Genomic DNA, 22,032 nt, shown 5'->3' with positions numbered 1-22,032 from the left:
GAGTGAAAGAAATATGTATCAGTTACCTAATACTGAACAGTTTGTACTTGAAATGAATACTAGCAGACGTTATCAAATTATGATTTCGACACCAAAGGAGGAAGCTCCTGAAGAAGGTTTCCCGGTGCTATTTGTGTTGGATGGCAATGCTGTATTTGCTTCTATTACGGAGGCCATTCGATTGCAAACACGGAAACCACATGGTTATCGACCGGCGATTGTTGTAGCAGTCGGTTATGAAACAGATGAACCTTTTCATCGTGAAAATCGTTTCTGGGATTACACGGTGGCGGCAACTGCGGATGAGTTAATGGAGACACCGCATATGGAAGGGTGGCCGAAATCAGGAGGAATTGAACCGTTTCTTGATTTTATCGAAAATGAACTTATCCCTTTTGTGAAAAAGAAGTATGAGGTAAACACGAGTAAGTTTGCTTTATTTGGCCATTCACTTGGTGGACTAGCCACATTGCATACTCTATTTACACGACCACGGTTGTTTCAATATTACATCGCAGGCAGCCCGTCGATCTGGTGGAAGAATGGCTATATTAAAGGAAAGGCGAAGGAATTTTTGGAGAGAAGTAAGGAAAATGCTGGTTCGAGTGCGGAAGTAGTTAAGGTTTTGATTAGTGTTGGTGGCAATGAAAAGGAAATGATGATACAGGAAGCAAAAGCGATGTATCAACACTTAGTGGAAGTTGAACAAGAATGGTTAAAACTCGAATTATTAGTGATGCCCAATACAGGTCATGTCACCGTCTTGCATCCCTTAATGACGGAGATGTTAAAATTCTTTTTGTCAGATGAGAATGAGTCCATTCATTTATAAAAAGGAGGGTGGTAAAAATAGAGTTTTGCTTTTGTTTGGATATTGTGAGGAGAAAGCCCGTCCACTTGGATTGAGGCCACTGAAAAAGTCTCATTCTCATCTTTAACAAGGAAGCAAATTTCGAACCATTAGGTTATTTATTAGATAATCAACTATAGCTTCAGTTGTTTTTTCTTTGACCAAAACGGAGCCAGCACAATACCCGGAGACTCCTGCGGGAGAAGTGAAACACGGGAGACCCCGCAGCGATGAGCGAGGAGGCTCCCGGTTCACCCGCGGAACGCGTAGGGTATGGAGCTGGTGGAGTATAACTAACTAATATAACCATGTTTTAACGAGTTGCCCGGTTTTTTAGTCGCCTCCCCAGATTTTCCCGAAGGTGCTATAAAAAAAACGCTGAAACACCGTCCAGCCGAATTCAACAACTGATGAAAGGTAAAAGAGCCGAGAAAAATCGCTAGAGAACAAGCCTCGTTGTATTCATTTCTGTTAACTCCTATAAACTTATGCTAAAATAAAAAAGAGTTGATAAACAGTCAATTTGGAGGCTAGAAGATGGAGAAAGAGAACAGTGGTTCATGGGAATGGTTAAAGGCGATTATTATTGCTTTATTATTAGCTTTTTTAATTCGCTATTTTTTGTTTGCCCCCATTGTCGTTGATGGGGAGTCGATGACGCCAACATTGCAGGATGGCGATCGGATGATTGTAAACAAATTTAGTTATACACTTTTTGAACCGGAGAGATTCGACATTGTTGTTTTTCATGCTCCCGGTGGGAAAGATTATATAAAGAGAATTATTGGGTTACCTGGTGATGAAATTGAGTATCGTTCCGATGTTTTATATGTGAATGGGGAACCAATAGATGAAATCTTTTTAGAGGAATTAAAAGTACGATATGAAGGCGAGACGTTAACAAATAATTTCACATTAGAAGATGTGACAAATCAATTTGTCGTACCTGACGATCACTTATTTGTTCTTGGTGATAATCGTCGTCACAGTAAAGATAGTCGTGATATTGGTACGGTACCGTATGATGAAGTAATTGGAAAAGCAAGCATCATTTTCTGGCCATTAACAGAAGTGAGGATAGCAAAATAGGAGCGAGTAATAACATGACAATACAATGGTTTCCAGGCCATATGGCCAAAGCAAGAAGAGAAGTAACAGAACAATTAAAAATGATCGATGTCGTCATTGAATTAGTGGACGCCAGAATTCCGCTTTCATCAAGAAACCCTATGATTGATAAATTGGTTGAACATAAACCTCGCTTAATTTTATTAAATAAAGCCGATCTAGCGGATGAAAGTCGTACGGCCAAGTGGAAGAGCTATTTTGAAAAGTTAGGCTACGCTGTGCTTGTGATTAATTCTCAAAATGGCAAAGGGACAGAGAAAATAAGTGGAGAGTGTCAAAAACTTGCCACCCCAATGCTAGAAAAGATGAAGGCAAAAGGAATGAAACCGCGTGCGATTCGGGCGATGATTTTAGGGATTCCAAATGTCGGAAAATCAACGCTCATTAATCGTTTAGCGGCTAAAAGAACGGCTCAAGTTGGTGATAGACCAGGAGTGACCAAACGCCAACAGTGGATTAAAGTCGGAAAACAGCTTGAATTGCTTGATACGCCGGGGATTTTATGGCCTAAATTTGAAGATCAAGAAACAGGTTTCCGTTTAGCGGCAACCGGTGCAATTAAAGACGAGATTTTAGACTTCCAGGACATTGCTTCATTTGCTTTAACTTATTTAAGAGAACATTATCCAGAACGTTTACAAGAACGTTATAAATTGGACGAACTTTCAACCGATAATGTGGAGCTTTTTGACCAAATCGGTCAAAAGCGGGGGTTTTTAGCTAGTGGAGGCTATATTGATTACGATAAAGTAGCAGAGACAATCTTAAGAGAACTTCGTAGTGGATTGCTAGGTCGATTATCATTTGAAGTTCCAGAAAACGAAAAGGAAACCGTTTAGAGAGTGCCTTCTTTAAGCGGTTTTTGTTTTTTTTGATTAAAAAAGAAATAAGACGGTCGATATAAAAAGGAGAGGCTAAAATTAATATGAAACCATTAACGATTAAGGAAATTGAGCACATCCTTTTTAACGGACAACATCCAGAAAAGGAGCAACTTGAGCAATTAAAATTAGATGAGCGTAAAGGTGTTCAAATTCTACTGGCTCGTTTTGAGAAGCAGCAAGTAAAAAAACAGCAGTTGCTCGATATGCATAAGGAAATGCGAAAATATGAAGAAGTTTTGTATCAACAAGAGCATGCCTATATAGCTGGTTTAGATGAAGTTGGTCGCGGGCCATTAGCAGGACCTGTTGTTGCTGCGGCTGTTATTTTGCCAGAGGATTTTCAGTTATTAGGTTTAACCGATTCGAAAAAGCTCTCAAAAGTCAAACGAGAACAATTCAGTGAAGTGATAAAAAAAGAGGCGTTGGCGTACTCCATTCAAATGATTCCAGCACCTATAATTGATGAGATTAATATCTATCAAGCGACGATTAAAGCGATGACAAATGCCGTCGCTGACTTATCTATAAAACCTAGTTATCTATTATTAGATGCGATGAAGCTTCCATTGCCAATCGAACAAACGTCCTTAATAAAAGGTGACCAGAAAAGTATTTCGATTGCCGCGAGTTCCGTCTTAGCAAAAGTGGCTCGAGATCGGTATATGGAAGAGTTACATAAAAAGTACCCATCTTATCAATTTGAGAAAAATATGGGGTATGGGACTGCCGAGCATTTAGAGGCGATTAAACAGCATGGGATTATTTCAGAACATCGGAAAAGTTTTAAACCGGTTTTAGAGTTAGCTGGTTTAGAAACAGAAATGGTGAAACAAGATTCATTATTTTAGAGAAGTGAAAGGAGGGGGAGCATGTTTCAATCTATTTTTACTAAGCAAAACGCAATAACTCAAACCTCTTCTTTTCAACCTTCTTTGGCTTTTAGGCAAGGGCAGCTTATGAAAGGGCAGGTGACCAAGTTATTTCCAAACAATATCGCTACACTCTCGTTAAATGGAGTACCGGTAACAGCGAAGCTTGAGCTTGGATTAACAGTTGGCCAAATTTATTGGTTCGAAGTGTTAAAAAGTAAAGGGTTGCCGACGTTAAGACCATTTATTCAAACAGGTGCAAAAGAAAAAGAGCAGGATGGCGAGCTTTTGGAGAAGCTCGGGCTGCAAGCAAAAGGAAAAGCGGAAACCTTGTTACAGGCATTGCAAAAACAATCGATTCCTTTTACAAGACAAGCCTTTGCTAATGCGATTTCTTTGCTTAATAGACAAAATGAAATCGGACCAATATCCATAGAGCACGTCTCAAGAATGCTCCAACAAAATTGGCCACTGACTGCAGTTGGTTATTCTGCCTTTGTCGAGCTTGATTCAAATGAAGCGATTATAAGGAAAATCTTTACTTTATATCAGTCTTTACAACAGAGTCAAACTGAATCAACAAAGGAATTAGAGACGAACTTAGCAAAATTTATCAATGAAATTCAAAGGGAACCCGAAAAGCCATTTGCATTACGATTATTTCAATCGTTTCTTTTAGAAGAAGTGGGTACGCCTTTACAGCTAGGAGCAAAGCAGTTATTAGAACGAGTGAGTGGACAAACATTAGATGTTGAGCGACTTGTCCAAAGGGTGGCGACAGAGCTTTTAAATTCTAGTTTAGTGAAGCAAGAACAGATAACTCTACGTGAACAAATTCAATCTTTTTTACAACAAAATCAACTAAATGTTTCGGAAACCATAGAATCGTTCGCACGAATTTTGTTTCAAGGGCAACGGCCTACTGAAGAGCTAAGTTGGCCGAACCTTTTTTCGCGCCCGAATTTAACGGAAAATGAACAAGTTGTTTTAAGACAGTTGTTAGATAGTAGTTGGAAGGGCCTCGTTTCCCCTACACAAAACAGACCTGCTTTTTCTAGTCAGCTTCAACAGATCTTTCAATTATTTGGCTTGCAGCATGAAGCAGAAATTGGGAGAACGGCAGCTATTAACACAAATGATTTTGATTCTTTAAAGGCTATTTTATTAAAAGCAAGAGGAGAAGAGCATCCTTCTCAAGTTCAAACGTCTATTTCCCGATTGATCTCTCATCTAACTGGAATCCAGATGCTAGCAGCGATTGAACAACAGGACTTGAATATAAACCATTTGATTATGTCCTACCCAGTTTTGATAGGAAAAGAGCAGTGGAATCTAGATTTGCAGTGGCAAGGAAAACGACTGGAGGATGGAAGTTTAGATCCAGAACACTGTCGAATTCTTTTTTATTTAGAATTAAAGGCTTTGGAAGAAACGATTGTTGATGTTCAAGTCCAGTCCAAAAACGTGACGATGACGATTTATAATGATCATAAGAAACCAAACCATTTAATCAGTTTGTTAATCCCAAGCTTAAAGGAAAGATTCGCTCAATTTGGCTATCAGCTCCAGACATTCTATTGGAAACAAAATCTAGAACATTCGAAACATATGAATATAGCCGGGCAAGAGAAATGGCAAGGTTACTCCAGCTATAAAGGGGTTGATATCCGCATATGAAAGAACAAACGAATACATTTAAGCAGGCAGTTGCTTTGAAATATTTACAAGGGAAAGAAAATGCTCCAAAAGTTAGTGCAAAGGGGAAAGGTTTTGTCGCGGACGAAATCATTAAACGTGCTAAAGAAGCAGATATTCCGATTCAAGAAGACGTTAATCTTGTCCAAATGCTTTCAGAGCTAGAACTGAATGAGACGATTCCAGAAGAGCTATATCAAGTGGTCGCCGAAGTTTTTGCATTTATCTATTTATTAGATAAAAATTACTATGAAAATGAAGAGAACACTCCTTGACCATATTGAGAGTCCGCTGAAAAGCGGTCTACTCGTTAAAATATGGTTGGTTACATTCGTTAGCTTACTCCGGGTTCCGCGGGTGAACCGGTATGTACGTTCTAAACGAGTAAAAGAGCTTGAAGACGATGAGTAAGATAACGAAAAAAGCGGCCAAAAGCTCAAATGAGAGCATCTTTTGGCCGCTTTGATATTATGAACTTTTAAGTGCCTTTTGAAAAGCGTCTAAGGCGACGATAATGGATTCAGTTGGGCATCCTTCTTCGGCATCTTCTAAATCGTCCTCAAAATCTTCTGGAACAGGAGTGATTCCTTGATTATTATCTAAGATAGATTCTGAAAGACCTTCTTCATCATAATCAAAGATTTCTGGAGCAGTAGAGGCACATGCTCCACATGCGATACACGTTTCTTTATCAACGATTACATATTTCGCCATTCTTATCCCCCTCTCCTAGAATTTTAAGCAAAGACACTCGTACTATGAAGTGGCTGTACCTTTGCTTTTGGATCGATAAAAGCCTTTGCATTATTGACCGCAGTAGGAGCTTCGCCAAATCCAGTTGCAATGAGCTTCACTTTTCCATCATACGTACAGATGTCACCTGCGGCATATACTCCTGGAATATTTGTTTCCATTTTTGAATTGACAACAATGGAATTTTTCTCAATCGTTATTCCCCAGTCCTTCATTGGACCTAGTGAAGATATAAATCCGTAGTTAATAATTAATTCATCAAACTCAATCGTTTCTTCCGTTTTTTCCTTGTTATGCTCTAATGTTAGCCCTAAAATGCGTTCACCATTGTCATGTAGTTCAACAGGAACAAAAGGGGTTTTTATTTTTACACTGCTATTAAATAATTGTGTCACACTTGATTCGTGAGCTCTAAATTTATCACGACGATGGACAAGCGTTACTTGGTTCGCAATAGGTTCTAGCATTAAAGCCCAATCAACTGCCGAATCACCGCCACCACATAATAAAACATTTTTTCCTCTAAAATGATTTAAATCTTGAATAAAATAATGCAGATTAGAAGATTCAAACGGTTCGGCACTATCTAATTCCAATTTCCTCGGTTTAAAAGCTCCGTTCCCAGCTGTAATAATGACCGTTTTTGTTAAATGCACCCCCTTATTTGTTGTTAATTGAATCGTTCCATCCTCAAGTGTTTCAAGGTTTTCGACCATTTCTTCTAAACAGATCGTTGGGGCGAAGGTTAAAGCTTGCTGTTCTAAACGTTCAATTAATTCACCAGCACGAACTTTAGGGAATCCCGCTATATCATAAATAAATTTCTCTGGATAAAGGGCTGCTAATTGTCCCCCAAGCTGAGGTAAACTCTCAATGATTTTAACAGATGAATTTCGCATTCCGGCATAAAAGGCAGCAAACAATCCAGCTGGTCCACCACCAATTATCGTGATGTCTTTTATTTGATGCTCCATTAAATAACCTCCTATTCATTATTTTTATTACGTTTTATAAACTATCGTTAATTATAGATAATGTATTTGATCTCGTTCATTCTGTCAAGTTATTTTTAGAAAATAAAAAATATTGATTTAATTTAAAATCGACCATTACTGACTTCAAAAACGGCTGATGAAACTCTATAGTTAGTGAAACAAAGGAGAAGGATAACTATTTATCCTCAAAAAGTGTAAGGTTTATCGGATGATTACATCGATTTTAAAAAGCTTCTAATTATAAAATATGTACTTAAGTGAAAAGGGATTATGTTATTTTAACGTCCGTTATAAAATTGCGAATAAATGAGGGATTGGATGAAAAATAAAGAGATATTGCTGTTTTGTTAAATAAATGCTTATTTTTGCTATTTTTAAATTGAATGAAGATTATGTATATTATGAATTAGTTACGAAAGAATAAAAACCATAAAGAAAACTCGAGGAGGTCTTTTCATGTCGACAACATTATCAGAAACTAAAACGCTTACATTGGTGAAGAAAAACGGAGTAGCCGAGGTTCATATTCATGTTAACAAAACGAATGCGTATGATTTAGACTATTATAAAGAATTAAATGCTGCGATTGATGACATTCGATTTGATAGTGACATTAAAGTAGCCGTTTTAATGAGTGACATGCCGAAATTTTTCTCAGCTGGAGCGAACATCAACTTTTTAAAAGCAGCAGAGCCAAGGTTTAAAACGCAATTCTGCTTGTTCTGTAATGAAACGTTAGATAAAATGGCTCGTTCTCCCCAAATCTGGATTGCTTGTTTAGAAGGACATACCGTAGGGGGAGGGTTAGAAATGGCTCTAGCTTGTGACCTTCGTTTTATGGGGGATACAGCTGGAAAAATTGGCTTACCCGAAATTACGCTTGGTGTGCTAGCAGGAACAGGGGGAACGCAACGCCTTGCTCGTCAAGTCGGTCATTCCAAAGCGTTAGACTTAAACTTAACGGGCGAAACGTTAACCCCACAAGAAGCATTAGACATTCGTCTTGTTGACCGCATCTACCCGCAAGAAGAAACGCGAGCGAAAACCTTGGCTTATGCCGAAAAGATTGCGGGCAGTGCGACGTATGCAGCCTCAAACATTAAGCTCTCGATTATGAATGGAAAAGAAATGCCACTAAATGCCGCAATTCGCTATGAAGGTGAATTACAAAATCTCTTATTCCGTTCGGAGGATGCCCAAGAAGGATTAAGTGCTTTTATTGAAAAACGTTCAGCCGATTGGTCTGGGAAGTAGGAAAGCAAGAATGCTTATAATTAATGGCGATATCGGCTCACCGGTATCGCCATTTTAAACAAAAAATAAAGAATGAGTGAAATGGATGTGAAATTAAATGGAAGATAAAGTCCAAACGTTAGAAGAGGCGATTCATTTACATGTAAAAGATGGTCAATCCGTTGTACTTGGGGCCTGTTTAGAGCCGATGATCCCATTTGCTGCTGCTTATGAAATAATTCGTCAGCAAAAAAAAGAGTTAACGTTAATCGCACCGATATCGGATATTTTATTTGATCTATTAATCGGAACTGAAAGTGTAAGCGGTATCAAAACAGCTTGGGCAGGTAATGTGAGTGCAGGACTTGGGCATAACTACCGCCGTTGTGTTGAAGAACAAATCCCTTCCAAAATTGACATAGAAGATCATAGTAATTTTTCACTTGGATTATCATTATTAGGGGGAGCGATGGGTGTGCCTTATTTGCCGACCAAATCTTTATTAGGTACAGACTTGTTACAAAGCAATCGCTCGTTATCTGTTCATGAATATGAAGGGGAAAAATTAGTACATGTTCCAGCTTTAAATCCAGATGTAGCGATCCTTGGTGTTCAACGTGCAGATAAAAAAGGCAATGCTCATTTTTGGGGGAATATGGGGGTTGCACAAGATGCTGCCCTTGCAAGTAAAAAAGTAATTTTGTTAGCGGAGGAAATAGTGAAAAACGAATTGATTATAAGTGATCCGAACCGAGTGCTAGTTCCAGGCTTCAAAGTCACCTCGGTTGTCCATTGTCCAGCCTATTGCCATCCTTCACCAATGCCAGGCCATTATAGCCGTGATCATCTATTTTTTCATGATTACCACAAGGAAACCAAAACAAGACAAGGGTTTTTACAATGGGTTGAAAAATGGGTAATGAGTGTCACAAGCCATGAAGAATATTTAGACCTACTTGGGCACGAGCGTGTCTCGCAGCTGAAAGTAAAAACAGAAGCATTTGCCGCATCTGTTAACTATGCAGCGGAATAGACGGGGGAGTGATTACGATGAATTATACAATAGAAGAATTAATGGTCGTGAGTGCGGCAAGAGAAATTCAAGATCATGAAGTGGTTTTTGTTGGAATGAGGTTGCCAATGCTCGCTTTTGCAGTGGCGAAAAAGCTACATGCACCGAATGCGGTCGGCTTTTATGAATGTGGAATCGTTCGGGATTTCCCCTCTGAACAGCTCTTATATACAATGGGTGATACACCGAATGTCATTGGTTCGCAATGGTGTACAACGACAAACCATTTAATGTACTTAATGCAGCAAGGTTATGTTGATTGTGGTTTTATCGGTGGAGCAGAAGTGGACCAATACGGAAATGTGAATACCTCCTATATTGGAGATTATAAAAAACCGAAAATTAAATTACCAGGTAGTGGAGGAGCTGCCGATATTGCTTCTTTATCGAAACGTTTACTCGTAATTATGAATCATGAAAAAAGAAGGTTTAAACCTAAAGTTGACTATATAACTTCACCTGGCTTTGGAGATGGTGGAAACTGGCGCAAACAGCAAGGGTTACCTCGCGGTGGCATTGGAGCTCTCATCACAACTTTAGGTGTAATGAAAGCGAATGAAGCAAATGAGCTTGAATTAAAAACAATCCATCCAGGTATTCAGTTAGAACATGTGAAAGAAAACACAGGGTGGGAGCTGAAAGTGAACGCTCAATTAGAAGAAACCGTCGCCCCTTCTAAAGAAGAATTAGACGTAATTAGAAGCGTTGATCCAGAAGGATTTTGGACGGGAAAGAAAAAATAAGGAGTGGAGTGTATGAGAAAGAATGAAATTGAAGTTCTTGTTAATTGGGGCGATACCGATAAAGCAGGGATTGTTTATTACCCCAATTATTTTAAGTGGTTTGATATTGCTGGGCATCAGTTTTTTAGAAGCTGTGGGTTGTCACCGACTAAATTAGAAAAGGAACGACAAATCATTTTACCGATGTTAGATGCGAGATGTACGTTTGAAAAAACATTATTATATGAAGACTTAATTACGATTCGAACGACGGTTATCGAAATCAATGCCAAAACCATTAAGTTAAAACATGAAGTTTTTAATGGTGACATTCGGACTGGAAATGGCTATGAATTACGTGGTTGGGTTCAGCAAACTCCAGAAAGTATAAAAGCTGTACTCATTCCTGACGATGTGAAGGCGATTCTAGAATCCGATGTCCAAAAAGGAAATGGTGTTCTTGCGACGACAAAGTATAATGCATAATATTGTAAATTCCTCTATAATGGAAGAAGAATCAATCTATGATTAAATTTTTCTAACTAAATGGATGGTGACAAAATGAAACCAAGATCGTTGATGTTTACATTATATGGGGAATACATTAAGCATTATGGGGGTGAAGTTTGGGTCGGTAGTTTAATTCAATTAATGGGGAAGTTTGGCGTTTCTGAATCGTCTGTTCGTGGAGCTATTTTTCGAATGGTGCAAAAAAATCTACTTCAAGTGCGGAAAATCGGCAATAAAAGCTATTATTCCGTTACCGAATTAGGTAGACGACGAATTGAGGACGGGGTTAAACGTGTTTATACGACTCAAAGCCAAGCATGGGATGGAATGTGGCGTATTTTAACTTATTCTTTTCCGGAAGAAAAAAGGGAGCTTCGTAACATTATACGAAAAGAGTTAAACTGGACCGGGTTCGGTGTTATATCGAATAGCACATGGGTGAGCCCAAATCCTTTAGAAGAGCAAGTATTAGAAATGATTGATACGTACAAGATTCATGATCATACTTTTTTAATGAGTGCGGGTTCGATTGTTTCTCATGACAATGAGAGCATCATTAAAAAGGGATGGGATCTAGAAAAAATTTCGAGTGAATATGATGTTTTTATCGAAAATTTAACCCCTAAATTTGAAGAATTGCGTGAAAAAGCTTTAAATAATTTATTGACAGACGATGAATGTTTTATTGAACGAACAAAACTCGTCCATGAATATCGGAAATTTTTATTCCAAGATCCGGGTTTTCCACGTGATTTATTACCAAATAACTGGTCCGGTTCAAAGGCACGTGATTTATTTTGGCAAACCCATCAGTTAATTTCGATTCCTGCTGTCCGTTGTTTTGAACAATTATTTGAATCTCCACCAGATATTGATGTAGAAAAAAACCGTAATCGAGCGATCAATCCATTTCGTGAAATCACGGTTCCATTTTAAAAGATAAGTTTTCAGCAATCGGGACCTGGAGGATGGACAAATCTAGTTTAAGGAATGATTTATAAACATAAGGACCTGGAGGAGGAATCTATGAAACTAGAAAAAATCGAAGGCAGAGGATACCGTGTTGGGGTACCTGTGCCTTTTCCGATGAAGTATATATATTGTTACTTATTTAAAGATGAGGGGCATTATGTATTAGTGGATGTTGGTTTTCATTATGAAGAAGCGAAAAAATGCTGGCAAGATGTATTTGTCAAAATTGGGATCGCTCCTACCGATATTAAGACGATTTATTTAACTCATTTTCATCCAGACCATTCCGGACTTTGCGGCTGGATGCAAGAGCTCACAGGGGCAAAAGTGTTTATGCATAATACCGATAAAGAGATGATGGAGCATGTTTGGGGCGAGGGTGCGAATCAATCGACGGTTTTAGAAACGATGTTTATCGATTATGGTGTGCCAAAGGATTTAAGTGAGGACGTTCGTATTCATATGGATAAATTAGCAAAGCATGTCCATCCATTGCCTACAGTTCAATCGATTGATGAACAGATATCGTGGAATGAGCAAGAGTGGACCGTCATCCATACACCTGGCCATAGTGGCGGTCATATTTGTTTTTACCAAAAAGAAGATAAAGTGTTAGTGGCAGGTGACCATATTTTAGATAAAATCACTCCGAATATTAGTGTTTGGCCACGTGCAAGTCAAAGGCCACTTCATGAGTACTTAGATTCTTTGGAAAAGATAAAACAATATGAAGTGAACTATATTTATACGGCCCATGGAAAAATGGTGACCGACCTTTCAAAACGAGCAGATGAAATTATTAGTCATCATCATGAACGCTTAGCGAAAATAGAAGCGCTTTCTGATGGAAAGACTGCTTATCATGTGGCTGAACAATTATTTGCCCATAAAAACTTAACTCCGCATCAATGGCGTTTTGCGATTGCTGAGACGATCGCTCATCTTTTTTATTTAGTCGAAGAAGGAAGAGTAACAAAAAGTACGACCAAACCACATGTCTTTTATTAAATTGAAAATATCGAAAAATAAACTATCGTTAAAAAAACATGTAATGCCACTTATCGGCAGTTGCATGTTTTTTTATGTTAATTACTCAACTTTCGCATCGAGAAAATCCGTTCAACGAGTTGGCAGAGCGAAAGGGAAGCTCTTAAACAAATGCCCTTGACACGTTTGAAAAGCGAGAACGCACTATCATACAAAACGGATAAACTGTGCATCAAGAAAAAATTGCACAGTAAGAAAAAAAATAAAAGGCCCTCCGGCGGTCGCTACCAAACAGACACCAGACATGGGAGTGATTTATGATCTACTTGTTTCATGCCCTCCGGCGATCGCTCCCAAACAGACACTCCGCGTCCTGCCGGAACCTCATGAGCCTCCTCAGCGTTTCACGCTTGCGGGGTCTCATTGGACGGTTTATTCCGGCGGGAGTCTCCGTGTCTGTTTGTCCGCTAGATCATGGAATCGAATCTAGGTTCGGTTTTCTCCTTGAATAAAAAAACAGTCATGACTTCAACGTCCATTAGCTTGAGAATGATTTTTTCTCCTTCAATGATTAATTCCGTTACAGTTGTAAACAAATCAGTGTGGATGCTCTGTACGTTAGCTAGATGATCGAGCTTGTTTCGATTTGAATCATATCTTTTCATGACGGCAGACTTAGGAAAAAAATAGGTGGAAACTCCCTATTTAGTTCCATAACCAACAAAGTGAAAAAGAAGGTTCTTCTGCGTTAGAAATAGCTGATTGAGAATGGCCCTATCATCAAGCATCTCCCCTACACTTAGCGGACAAAACCATACGGAGACTCCCGCGGGAATAAACCGTGGAGCGAGACCCCGCAAGGCTTGCCGAGGAGGCTCGCCAGGTTCCCGCAGGACGCGGAGTATGGTTTTGGTAGCGACAGCCGGAGGAGCCTCATTTTAGTGAACAGTTTCCTTCAACAGCCTACGAAGAGATGTGTTCAGACTGTCAACGATTGAACCGTTCATGTAAAGTCAATTTGAGTCTTGTATCGCCCTAAAGTCAAACTCTATCAACGGTTAAGGGTCAATCATACGCTGCGAAAGTTGAGTTAATTTCATATGATTTTTGTTGGATGAACTCTCATTTAATTTGTTTTATCAATAATGAATGTTTAGTATTAATTATTCGTTCGTCTAAAAAACATAATAAAATATATTGACAGATAATTTGGAATGTTTTATATTACTTAATATAGACGAAAAGAATAAAAACATAATAAAAGAGGTGTTAATAAAATGAACAAAAGTGAAACTGAGGTTTTATTAGAGAAGGTGCAAAAGGGGTTCACGGTTGAGCGTGTGGAAGATATGGATGAAGCCTATTTAAAAGCATTAAAGCAAACGTTAACCATTGTTGGGGATACGGAGTTATTAAGTGTACCGCCGTTACTTACTGTTTATAATGAGGCACCAAACTTGAACTATAAAATTACCGCTTTAGCCGTTATGCAAGATGAGATTGGTCACGCTCATATCGCCTATCGTTTACTTGAGAATTTAGATGTGAATGTCGATGAACTCCTTTATGAGAGAGAGCCTAATCGTTGGAAAAATCCTTATGCCTTTGATTTTGAACTAGATAATTGGATTGAATTAGGAGTCTTCAACGGATTATTTGACAGAGCAGGATACACTCTTTTAGGTGACGCTCATGAACATACATCGTATGGGCCGTGGAAAAGAGCGTTAGTAAAAGTGGATAAAGAAGAATTATTTCACTTACGTAATGGAGAAATCATTATGAAATCGGGGATGAAAAAACAAGAGACAGCGAAACAAGTACAAGAAGCCGTTGATTGGATGTTTTTAATGGGACTTGAATTTTTTGGAGTCGCCGATAATTTGAAAAGCCGTTCCGCCCAATTGGATTACCGTTTAAAGGGGCGGACGAATGACGAACTTCGTCAAAAGTGGTTATCAACAGCTGTTCCATTTTGTGAATCGATTGGTGTAAACGTACCAGCACATTTTGATGAAGAAAAAAATGAATACGTCATTGATGTACCATTTCCTTGCAAATTTGATGTGAAGAATAAAAGATGGCTCCATGACGAGCCAGATACATGGGACGGTGTTATCAAACGATTTAAAGAGCGCGGACCTAAAAACCAAGAGTTTGTGAAAAGAATCCAAAAAGGAGCAAAAGAGCTTGAAGCAATGAGACAAGAGGGGGCTTGAATCATGGAAACGACAATGATTAGTATTGTACCGAACAAAAAATATTGGAATGCATTAAAAGAAGTCATGGACCCCGAGTTTCCTATTAGTGTCGTTGATATGGGGTTAATCTACGAAATCACAAAAAAAGGTTCAAGTTTACAAGTTTTAATGACCTATACGTCAACAGGTTGTGCTTGTATGGAATGGATTGAAAGCGATATCAAAGAGCGGTTGCTAAAAGAAGAGGAAATCGAGCATGTCGACATTCAAGTCGTGTGGGATCCACCTTGGACGGTTGAGAATTTAAGTGAAGAAGGGAAAAGGAAGCTTCGATATTGGGGGGTAAGCTCATGAATAAGCAAGTGGAGTACGTATTATTTACCCGCATTAAACGAGGGGACGATTTAATGGAGATCGGTTCATTTAAAGCGGCTGATTCTGAATTAGCGAAAATTTATGCCGAGCATATTTATGATGAAGAAGATTGGGTCGAAATGCAAGTCGTTCCTAAAAGTGAGTTTATTAGTGTTAGACAGCCTGAACCACTTTTTAATAAGGAAGGAGTGAAATGAATGACGATAAATAAAAATATCTCGTTAATTGAGCTAGCTGAAACCATTGCCGATAATAAATATATTTTAGGGGACCGATTAGTAGAGGTAGGGATCAGTGGTCCTAATTTAGAAGCTACTCTTTCGGCGATTGCGATGGCACAGCAGGAATTAGGTCATGCCAGGCTTATCTACCGTTGGGCTTTTGAGTTAAAAGGGTTGAATGGCAATAGAGTAGATATTAAAGATCAAACAGGAAAAGCGTATAAATCAAATGTGGAAATTACAAACTGGATTGATTTAATTGCGGGATTATACGTAACGAATATCGCGACTGATATCGTAATGAAGGCTGTTATAGCAGCTGAACATCCAGATGTGAACCCACCTTTTAGCAAAATGTTAAAAGAACAAAATGAACATACGATTTATTCAAAAAGTTGGTGTGGACAGCTCGTTCAGGAGAAAGGATCGATTCCAAGAAGATTTCATGAAGCTCTAACAAAACAATATGAAGAAGCACTTCAATGGCTTCAAAAAATAGAGCAAGATCCTTTATTACAATCTGAAAAGATGATTCAACATAATGGCGACCTTAGCACACAATTAAAAAATAAAGTTGAGGTCTTTCTCCAAAAAGGAGTTGTATCCAATGTCAACGGATAAAGTCGAATGCTCCTTTTGCTCATCTGACCAAGTTGAAAAAATTTCTTCATTTGGTACGGCACAGCTTGTCCGACAGTATTATTGCCAAAATTGCCAAAGTGTTTTTGAATATATTCGCTGGCAAAAAGAGGAAAATACGAAATAAAGAAAGGGGCAAAAAGATGGACCAAATGAAGAAGGTTGGTGTGGTCGGTTCCGGAACGATGGGAACAGGCATTGTCCAACTAGCGATTCAAAATGGGTACAAGACTGTTATGTTTGATATTTCCAAACAGGCGGTACAAAGGGCTGAAGAACAACTCGAAAAAATTTTGGCACGCCTAGTCGAAAAAGGAAGATTATCAAAAATAGATAAATCGAATGCGTTAGCCTGTCTACAAGCGACAACGGAGATGGAACTTCTAAAAGACTGTGATCTCGTTATTGAAGCTGCATCGGAAAAATTAGAAGTGAAGCAGGCTATTTTTAAACAATTAGAAGACATTTGTGACGATAAGACGATACTGGCTACTAATACCTCTTCGCTATCGATTACGGAAATTGCTGGAGCTCTAAAGCAGCCGGAAAAAGTAGCTGGATTACATTTTTTTAATCCCGCACCGTTAATGCCACTTGTTGAAGTGGTTTCCGGTATTAATACAACTGAGCAAACCGTCGAGCAGCTTTTTAATTGGGCAACTAGTTTAAAGAAAACAGCCGTTCTTTGTAAGGATACTCCTGGTTTTATCGTCAATCGTGTCGCTAGGCCATTTTACAACGAGGCGTTAAGAATTATGAATGATGGTGTAGCGAGTGTGGAGCAAATCGACCGCATTATGAAAAAGGCCGGTCATTTTAAAATGGGACCTTTTGAATTACAAGATTTAATCGGAATCGATATTAACTTAGCGACTACTAAAACGGTTCATCAAAATTATTACGGTGAAAATCGCTTCCGTCCCCATTTTTATCAAGAAAGGCTCGTGCAGGCTGGGCGTTTAGGCAGGAAGACAAAAGGAGGTTTTTATTCTTATGAGTAAAATATCTCTCGCTATTTTTGGGGAGCATCTATTAGCCCACGCTCTAGCGGATGCTCTTTCAGAAACGGATTTTCAAGTGAGTGTCAATCAAGTCGACCCTCATACACATATAGTTATCGAAACAAATCATTTGATCGAGGAAAAACGGCAGGCGATTGAAAAAATCGAAACGATTGTTGCTGAAGAAGCGTTAATTGTAACCTCTTGCCTTGCATTAACGGCAACCGAAGTAGGTTCGTGGATGACCCATCCGGAACGACTGATAGGTTTTGCGACATATGCCAATTTTTCTGAACATGATTTAGTAGAAGTAGCAAAGCCATTACAAGCTGATTCCATCTATTTAGCCAAAACAGCTGAGCTCTTTCAAAAGATTGGACTTAGTGTAGAAGTGGTCGAAGATGAGGTAGGCATGGTGTATCCACGTATATTAGCTCTTATTATTAATGAGGCTGCTTATGCTTTAACTGAAAAGATTGCTTCGGCCAAAGCGATTGACACCGCGATGAAAAAAGGTGTGAACTATCCACTTGGACCTTTAGAGTGGGCAGAGAAAATCGGAATTGAAGATGTATATGCGGTCTTATCAGGCCTTTATCGTCAATTTGGCGAAGAGCGTTACCGTCCAGCACCTTTAATTAAAAAGCTCGTTTTCGCGAAGTGGGTTGGTGGCGAGACTAAAAAAGGCTTTTACCATTACGATCACCTTAAAAATATACAAAAAGAATTAATAGAAAACTAGTTTTCCTTTTCAATCGCAGTACCAATTTATCAACTAAATTTATAGAAGCTTTGATAATGTTGAGATGAAGGAGTGTTTTATGTGTCCGTAATTAAAGATACTTACCAACTATTTATTAATGGAGAATATACAAACAGCCGTGATGAGAAATTTTTTGAGACGTATAATCCTGCTACAGGTGAGCTGATTGCTCGAGTAGCGAAAGCAACAAAAGAGGATGTTGACCGGACAGTTGAAGCTGCTCGTGCGGCTTTTGAATCGGGAAAATGGCCAAGAACATCTCACACCAAAAGGGCACGTATTTTAAATCAAATTGCCGCAGTTATGAGGGAGCGTTTTAGTGAACTTGTTGAAGCGGAAGTTTTGGATACGGGCAAAACCGTTGCTGCAGCTCAAGGGCAAATTAATCAAGCGATTGAGGATTTTGAGTTTTATGCGGGGACAATTGCTACCTTTGGAGGGCGTACAAACCCAATGCCGGGCCAGTTTTTTAATTATACATTAAAAGAGCCTGTTGGTGTCTGTGCTCAGATTATTCCGTGGAATTATCCACTAATGATGGCGGCTTGGAAAGTGGCCCCTGCTCTTGCAGCTGGTTGTACCGTCATTTTGAAACCCGCTTCCCATACCCCTGTAACCGCTTATATGTTAGCTGATATTTGTAAAGAGGCAGGCGTGCCTCCAGGGGTTGTAAACGTTATCACTGGTAGTGGCTCGGAAATTGGTCCTTACCTTACAGAGCATGCTGGTGTGGATAAGGTCGCCTTTACAGGTGAGACTGAGACAGGTAAGGACATTATGGCCAAAGCTTCTGGTACCTTAAAACGAGTCACCCTTGAATTAGGTGGGAAATCGCCAAACATCGTTTTTGATGATTGTGATCTTGAGGGAGCGGTTGTCGGTTCTGTTTATGGCATTTTTTATAATACAGGACAATCATGTGAAGCAAGATCAAGATTATTTATTCATGAAAATATTTATGATGAATTTGTGAGCAAGTTTATTGAAAAAACAAAAGCATTAAAAGTAGGCGACCCGTTTAATAAAGAAACACATGTTGGGGCTCTAATTTCCAAAGGTCATCAAGAGGTTGTCGATGGTTATGTAGCGCTTGCGGTTAAAGAAGGCGGCAAAGTGTTATATGGTGGCCAAATTCCTGAGGGTGAAGAATATAAAGACGGTTATTGGTATTTGCCAACGGTGATTGGGAATGTCACCAATGATATGAGAATCGCTCAAGAAGAAGTATTTGGTCCAGTTGTGGTTCTTATGAAATTTTCCGATGAAAAAGAAGTGGTCGAGCGTGCAAACGACTCAATCTTTGGGTTAGGCTCGGCGATTTGGACGAAGGATCATGGCAAAGCTCATCGAGTAGCCAAAGCTTTAAAAGCGGGGATTGTGATGATTAATAATCCTATTTCAGCTTTCCCTGGAACGCCATTTGGTGGTTATAAACAGTCTGGTTTTGGTCGTGAGTTATCGATAGAGACGCTAGATCTTTATACAGAGACAAAAAGTGTGGTTTCATACATTGGAGAACGTCCATTAAATTTATTTGGAATTTAAACTTTAATATGCGCTCTATCAATGTATCTAAAATAAAATTTTGATAAATACGAGGAGGAATTATTATGTCCACTGTAGAAACAGAAAAAAAGAATTTAACGGTAGTGAAGAAAAACGGAGTAGCCGAGGTTCATATTCATGTTAACAAAACGAATGCGTATGATTTAGACTATTATAAAGAATTAAATGCTGCGATTGATGACATTCGATTTGATAGTGACATTAAAGTAGCCGTTTTAATGAGTGACATGCCGAAATTTTTCTCAGCTGGAGCGAACATCAACTTTTTAAAAGCAGCAGAGCCAAGGTTTAAAACGCAATTCTGCTTGTTCTGTAATGAAACGTTAGATAAAATGGCTCGTTCTCCCCAAATCTGGATTGCTTGTTTAGAAGGACATACCGTAGGGGGAGGGTTAGAAATGGCTCTAGCTTGTGACCTTCGTTTTATGGGGGATACAGCTGGAAAAATTGGCTTACCCGAAATTACGCTTGGTGTGCTAGCAGGAACAGGGGGAACGCAACGCCTTGCTCGTCAAGTCGGTCATTCCAAAGCGTTAGACTTAAACTTAACGGGCGAAACGTTAACCCCACAAGAAGCATTAGACATTCGTCTTGTTGACCGCATCTACCCGCAAGAAGAAACGCGAGCGAAAACCTTGGCTTATGCCGAAAAGATTGCGGGCAGTGCGACGTATGCAGCCTCAAACATTAAGCTCTCGATTATGAATGGAAAAGAAATGCCACTAAATGCCGCAATTCGCTATGAAGGTGAATTACAAAATCTCTTATTCCGTTCGGAGGATGCCCAAGAAGGATTAAGTGCTTTTATTGAAAAACGTTCAGCTGACTGGTCTGGGAAGTAAGCGTCATCAAATGTTGTGAAAAGGGTGAATCTAAGGTAAAAACCATGGTTTTTACCTTGATTTTCCTGAATTTAAACGGGTAGAGACGTATCATTTTTTCAACTGGAGGGAAATAAATGATCGATTCACATGCATTAAATTTAGTCGGGGTTAAGGAGCACTATAATGCAACAAACCGTTTTATTGAGGAGAATGTTAAAAAGGGGTTAGGGGAAAAAGTCGCGATTTATTCAGATGATAAAAGCCTTACGTACAACGAACTCTTAACACGTGTTAATCAAATTGGTGACGCTTTCAAAAAAATCCATGTTGAAAGTGAAAATCGAGTCCTGTTATTAGCCTACGATTCAGCCGAGTTTATCGTCACTTTTTATGGGGCGATGAAAATCGGTGCGGTGCCGATTCCGGTGAATACGATGTTACCGACACAGGATTATGAATACTTATTAAATGACAGCCGTGCGAAGGTTCTCGTCGTAGAGTCAGAGATTTGGCAAAAGATGAAAGAAAATAAAGAGAGATTTATTTATTTAAAACATGTGATTGTAATCGATACAAAAGAGAAAGGAGCTCATGAAGAACTTGATTTTTATCGGTTTTTAAATACGGGTTCAGAGGGTTGTCAAACCTATCATAGTGGGGCAGAAGATCCAGGATTTTGGCTTTATAGTTCCGGGAGTACAGGCAAACCAAAAGGGGTCATCCATCAGCAACAAAATATGGAAGCAGCTTTAGAAAATTATGCGAAAAACATATTAAACATGACAGAGGATGATATAACGTTCTCGGCTTCTAAATTATTTTTTGCTTATGGATTAGGGAATGGGATGTATTTTCCGCTAGGGGTTGGTGGAACGACGGTTTTGATGAGTGAGAGACCGAAACCAGATAAGGTTTTTGAACAAATTGAAAAAGCGAAGCCGACTATCTTTTTTGGAGTCCCTACCTTATATGGAGCAATGTTGAACTATGTGGAGCAGACGGGGATCGTTCCTGATTTGTCGTCTATTCGAGTCTGTGTTTCAGCGGGAGAAGCTTTGCCGGCTTCTTTCTACAAAAGGTGGAAAGAGGTCTTTCAATTAGATATTTTGGATGGTATTGGTTCAACCGAGGCGTTGCATATTTTCTTATCAAATCGGATTGGCGATATTCAACCTGGGAGTACTGGGAAATTAGTGCCGGGTTACGAAGCGAAAATTTTGAACGACCAATCGATCGAGTTAGGACCGAATGAGGTAGGCGACCTTGTCATTAAAGGGGATAGCTTAACAGGGGGATATTGGTGTAATAAAAAAGAAAATCAGCGTAAGTTTTATGGAGAATGGATGCATACTGGAGACAAATACTATCTGGATGAAAACGGCTATTTTTGGTATTCAGGACGATCGGATGACATGTTAAAAGTAGGGGGGATCTGGGTTTCGCCAATTGAAATTGAAAACATTCTTTTTCAACATCCGAAAGTACTAGAAGTAGCGGTTGTTGGGAAAGAGACAGCGAATCATCTCGTATATCCTAAAGCCTATATCGTTTTAAAAGCTGGGATTGAAGGAACAGAAATGTTAAAAGATGAGTTAAGATTATATGTAAAGGAGCATTTAGCCCCTTATAAATACCCTCGAGAAATTGAGTTTATTGATGATTTACCAAAAACAGCTTCAGGAAAAATCCAACGCTTCCGTTTAAGAGTATAAGTATATGAAATCCATAGAGCTGATTTTCTATGGATTTTTCTTATTGTGGAAATGAAAACC

24 protein-coding genes are annotated in these 22,032 nt (G+C 39.0%); 22 read left to right on the top strand and 2 right to left on the bottom strand.

All coding sequences use genetic code 11. The features are described 5' to 3' along the window. Nucleotides 1-13: 13 nt before the first annotated feature. The 6 genes from AA0017_RS10640 to AA0017_RS10615 all read left to right on the top strand — a co-directional run bounded on the left by AA0017_RS10640 (nt 14) and on the right by AA0017_RS10615 (nt 5,701). Nucleotides 14-832 carry an alpha/beta hydrolase gene (locus AA0017_RS10640; protein WP_413381724.1) on the top strand — a complete coding sequence of 273 codons (819 nt, stop codon included), beginning with the start codon at nt 14-16 and terminating at the stop codon, nt 830-832. A 555-nt stretch (nt 833-1,387) separates the two neighbouring features. Continuing rightward, a complete protein-coding gene (lepB, locus tag AA0017_RS10635; protein ID WP_413381721.1) occupies nt 1,388-1,939 on the top strand; it encodes a signal peptidase I in 552 nt (183 codons plus the stop codon). A gap of 14 nt (nt 1,940-1,953) precedes the next feature. After that, on the top strand, nt 1,954-2,817 hold the full coding sequence (gene ylqF / locus AA0017_RS10630; protein WP_413381718.1) for a ribosome biogenesis GTPase YlqF: 864 nt from the start codon (nt 1,954-1,956) through the stop codon (nt 2,815-2,817). Between the two features lie 86 nt (nt 2,818-2,903). Further along, nucleotides 2,904-3,710, top strand: coding sequence for a ribonuclease HII (locus AA0017_RS10625; protein WP_413381715.1), 807 nt, complete (start codon nt 2,904-2,906; stop codon nt 3,708-3,710). A 21-nt stretch (nt 3,711-3,731) separates the two neighbouring features. Continuing rightward, on the top strand, nt 3,732-5,408 hold the full coding sequence (locus AA0017_RS10620; protein WP_413381712.1) for a hypothetical protein: 1,677 nt from the start codon (nt 3,732-3,734) through the stop codon (nt 5,406-5,408). Continuing rightward, nucleotides 5,405-5,701: an EscU/YscU/HrcU family type III secretion system export apparatus switch protein gene (locus AA0017_RS10615; protein WP_413381710.1), complete on the top strand. Its 297-nt coding sequence runs from the start codon at nt 5,405-5,407 to the stop codon at nt 5,699-5,701. Before AA0017_RS10620 ends, AA0017_RS10615 begins: the two co-directional genes overlap by 4 nt. Before the next feature lie 193 nt (nt 5,702-5,894). Here the strand turns inward: AA0017_RS10615 and AA0017_RS10610 are convergent, their stop codons facing one another. Both AA0017_RS10610 and AA0017_RS10605 read right to left on the bottom strand, forming a co-directional pair. Then, on the bottom strand, nt 5,895-6,140 hold the full coding sequence (locus tag AA0017_RS10610) for a ferredoxin (RefSeq protein WP_413381707.1): 246 nt from the start codon (nt 6,138-6,140) through the stop codon (nt 5,895-5,897). Nucleotides 6,141-6,163: 23 nt separating this feature from the next. Further along, the gene (locus tag AA0017_RS10605; protein ID WP_413381704.1) at nt 6,164-7,153 is read right to left on the bottom strand and encodes an NAD(P)/FAD-dependent oxidoreductase; all 990 of its coding nucleotides are present in this window, start codon (nt 7,151-7,153) and stop codon (nt 6,164-6,166) included. A gap of 477 nt (nt 7,154-7,630) precedes the next feature. Here AA0017_RS10605 and AA0017_RS10600 point away from each other — a divergent pair, with 477 nt between their 5' ends. The 16 genes from AA0017_RS10600 to AA0017_RS10525 all read left to right on the top strand — a co-directional run bounded on the left by AA0017_RS10600 (nt 7,631) and on the right by AA0017_RS10525 (nt 21,972). Further along, nucleotides 7,631-8,428 carry an enoyl-CoA hydratase/isomerase family protein gene (locus AA0017_RS10600; protein WP_413381701.1) on the top strand — a complete coding sequence of 266 codons (798 nt, stop codon included), beginning with the start codon at nt 7,631-7,633 and terminating at the stop codon, nt 8,426-8,428. Nucleotides 8,429-8,525: 97 nt separating this feature from the next. After that, a complete protein-coding gene (locus tag AA0017_RS10595; protein ID WP_413381698.1) occupies nt 8,526-9,440 on the top strand; it encodes a CoA transferase subunit A in 915 nt (304 codons plus the stop codon). 17 nt (nt 9,441-9,457) lie between these two features. Then, nucleotides 9,458-10,222 carry a CoA-transferase subunit beta gene (locus tag AA0017_RS10590; RefSeq protein WP_413381695.1) on the top strand — a complete coding sequence of 255 codons (765 nt, stop codon included), beginning with the start codon at nt 9,458-9,460 and terminating at the stop codon, nt 10,220-10,222. Between the two features lie 12 nt (nt 10,223-10,234). Further along, entirely contained in the window at nt 10,235-10,687 is a 453-nt protein-coding gene (locus AA0017_RS10585; RefSeq protein ID WP_413381692.1) for an acyl-CoA thioesterase, read from the top strand. Between the two features lie 75 nt (nt 10,688-10,762). Beyond that, nucleotides 10,763-11,647 carry a PaaX family transcriptional regulator C-terminal domain-containing protein gene (locus AA0017_RS10580; protein WP_413381689.1) on the top strand — a complete coding sequence of 295 codons (885 nt, stop codon included), beginning with the start codon at nt 10,763-10,765 and terminating at the stop codon, nt 11,645-11,647. 90 nt (nt 11,648-11,737) lie between these two features. After that, nucleotides 11,738-12,691, top strand: a complete 954-nt coding sequence (locus tag AA0017_RS10575; RefSeq protein WP_413381686.1) for an MBL fold metallo-hydrolase — start codon at nt 11,738-11,740, stop codon at nt 12,689-12,691. Nucleotides 12,692-13,947: 1,256 nt separating this feature from the next. Then, nucleotides 13,948-14,889, top strand: coding sequence for a Phenylacetic acid catabolic protein (locus tag AA0017_RS10570; protein ID WP_413381683.1), 942 nt, complete (start codon nt 13,948-13,950; stop codon nt 14,887-14,889). 3 nt (nt 14,890-14,892) lie between these two features. Then, complete coding sequence (locus AA0017_RS10565; RefSeq protein WP_413381680.1) at nt 14,893-15,225, top strand: metal-sulfur cluster assembly factor; 333 nt, start codon at nt 14,893-14,895, stop codon at nt 15,223-15,225. Beyond that, entirely contained in the window at nt 15,222-15,443 is a 222-nt protein-coding gene (locus AA0017_RS10560) for a hypothetical protein (protein ID WP_003320704.1), read from the top strand. The genes AA0017_RS10565 and AA0017_RS10560 overlap by 4 nt, the downstream gene beginning before the upstream one ends. Further along, entirely contained in the window at nt 15,444-16,088 is a 645-nt protein-coding gene (locus AA0017_RS10555; protein WP_413381677.1) for a Phenylacetic acid catabolic protein, read from the top strand. Continuing rightward, the gene (locus tag AA0017_RS10550) at nt 16,075-16,233 is read left to right on the top strand and encodes a hypothetical protein (RefSeq protein ID WP_413381675.1); all 159 of its coding nucleotides are present in this window, start codon (nt 16,075-16,077) and stop codon (nt 16,231-16,233) included. The genes AA0017_RS10555 and AA0017_RS10550 overlap by 14 nt, the downstream gene beginning before the upstream one ends. Before the next feature lie 16 nt (nt 16,234-16,249). Further along, nucleotides 16,250-17,107 carry a 3-hydroxyacyl-CoA dehydrogenase NAD-binding domain-containing protein gene (locus tag AA0017_RS10545; RefSeq protein ID WP_413381672.1) on the top strand — a complete coding sequence of 286 codons (858 nt, stop codon included), beginning with the start codon at nt 16,250-16,252 and terminating at the stop codon, nt 17,105-17,107. Further along, nucleotides 17,100-17,849 (top strand): 3-hydroxyacyl-CoA dehydrogenase family protein, encoded by a 750-nt coding sequence (locus AA0017_RS10540; RefSeq protein ID WP_413381669.1) that lies wholly within the window; start codon nt 17,100-17,102, stop codon nt 17,847-17,849. The genes AA0017_RS10545 and AA0017_RS10540 overlap by 8 nt, the downstream gene beginning before the upstream one ends. Before the next feature lie 81 nt (nt 17,850-17,930). Continuing rightward, nucleotides 17,931-19,415, top strand: coding sequence for an aldehyde dehydrogenase family protein (locus AA0017_RS10535; protein ID WP_413381666.1), 1,485 nt, complete (start codon nt 17,931-17,933; stop codon nt 19,413-19,415). A gap of 65 nt (nt 19,416-19,480) precedes the next feature. Beyond that, on the top strand, nt 19,481-20,278 hold the full coding sequence (locus AA0017_RS10530; RefSeq protein ID WP_413381663.1) for an enoyl-CoA hydratase/isomerase family protein: 798 nt from the start codon (nt 19,481-19,483) through the stop codon (nt 20,276-20,278). A 116-nt stretch (nt 20,279-20,394) separates the two neighbouring features. Then, nucleotides 20,395-21,972, top strand: a complete 1,578-nt coding sequence (locus AA0017_RS10525) for a benzoate-CoA ligase family protein (RefSeq protein WP_413381660.1) — start codon at nt 20,395-20,397, stop codon at nt 21,970-21,972. Nucleotides 21,973-22,032: the final 60 nt, after the last annotated feature.

The organism is Alkalihalobacillus phoenicis (genome assembly GCF_047302405.1).
Lineage (GTDB): Bacteria > Bacillota > Bacilli > Bacillales > Bacillaceae_D > Alkalihalobacillus.
This window is presented reverse-complemented; position numbering and strand designations above follow the sequence as displayed.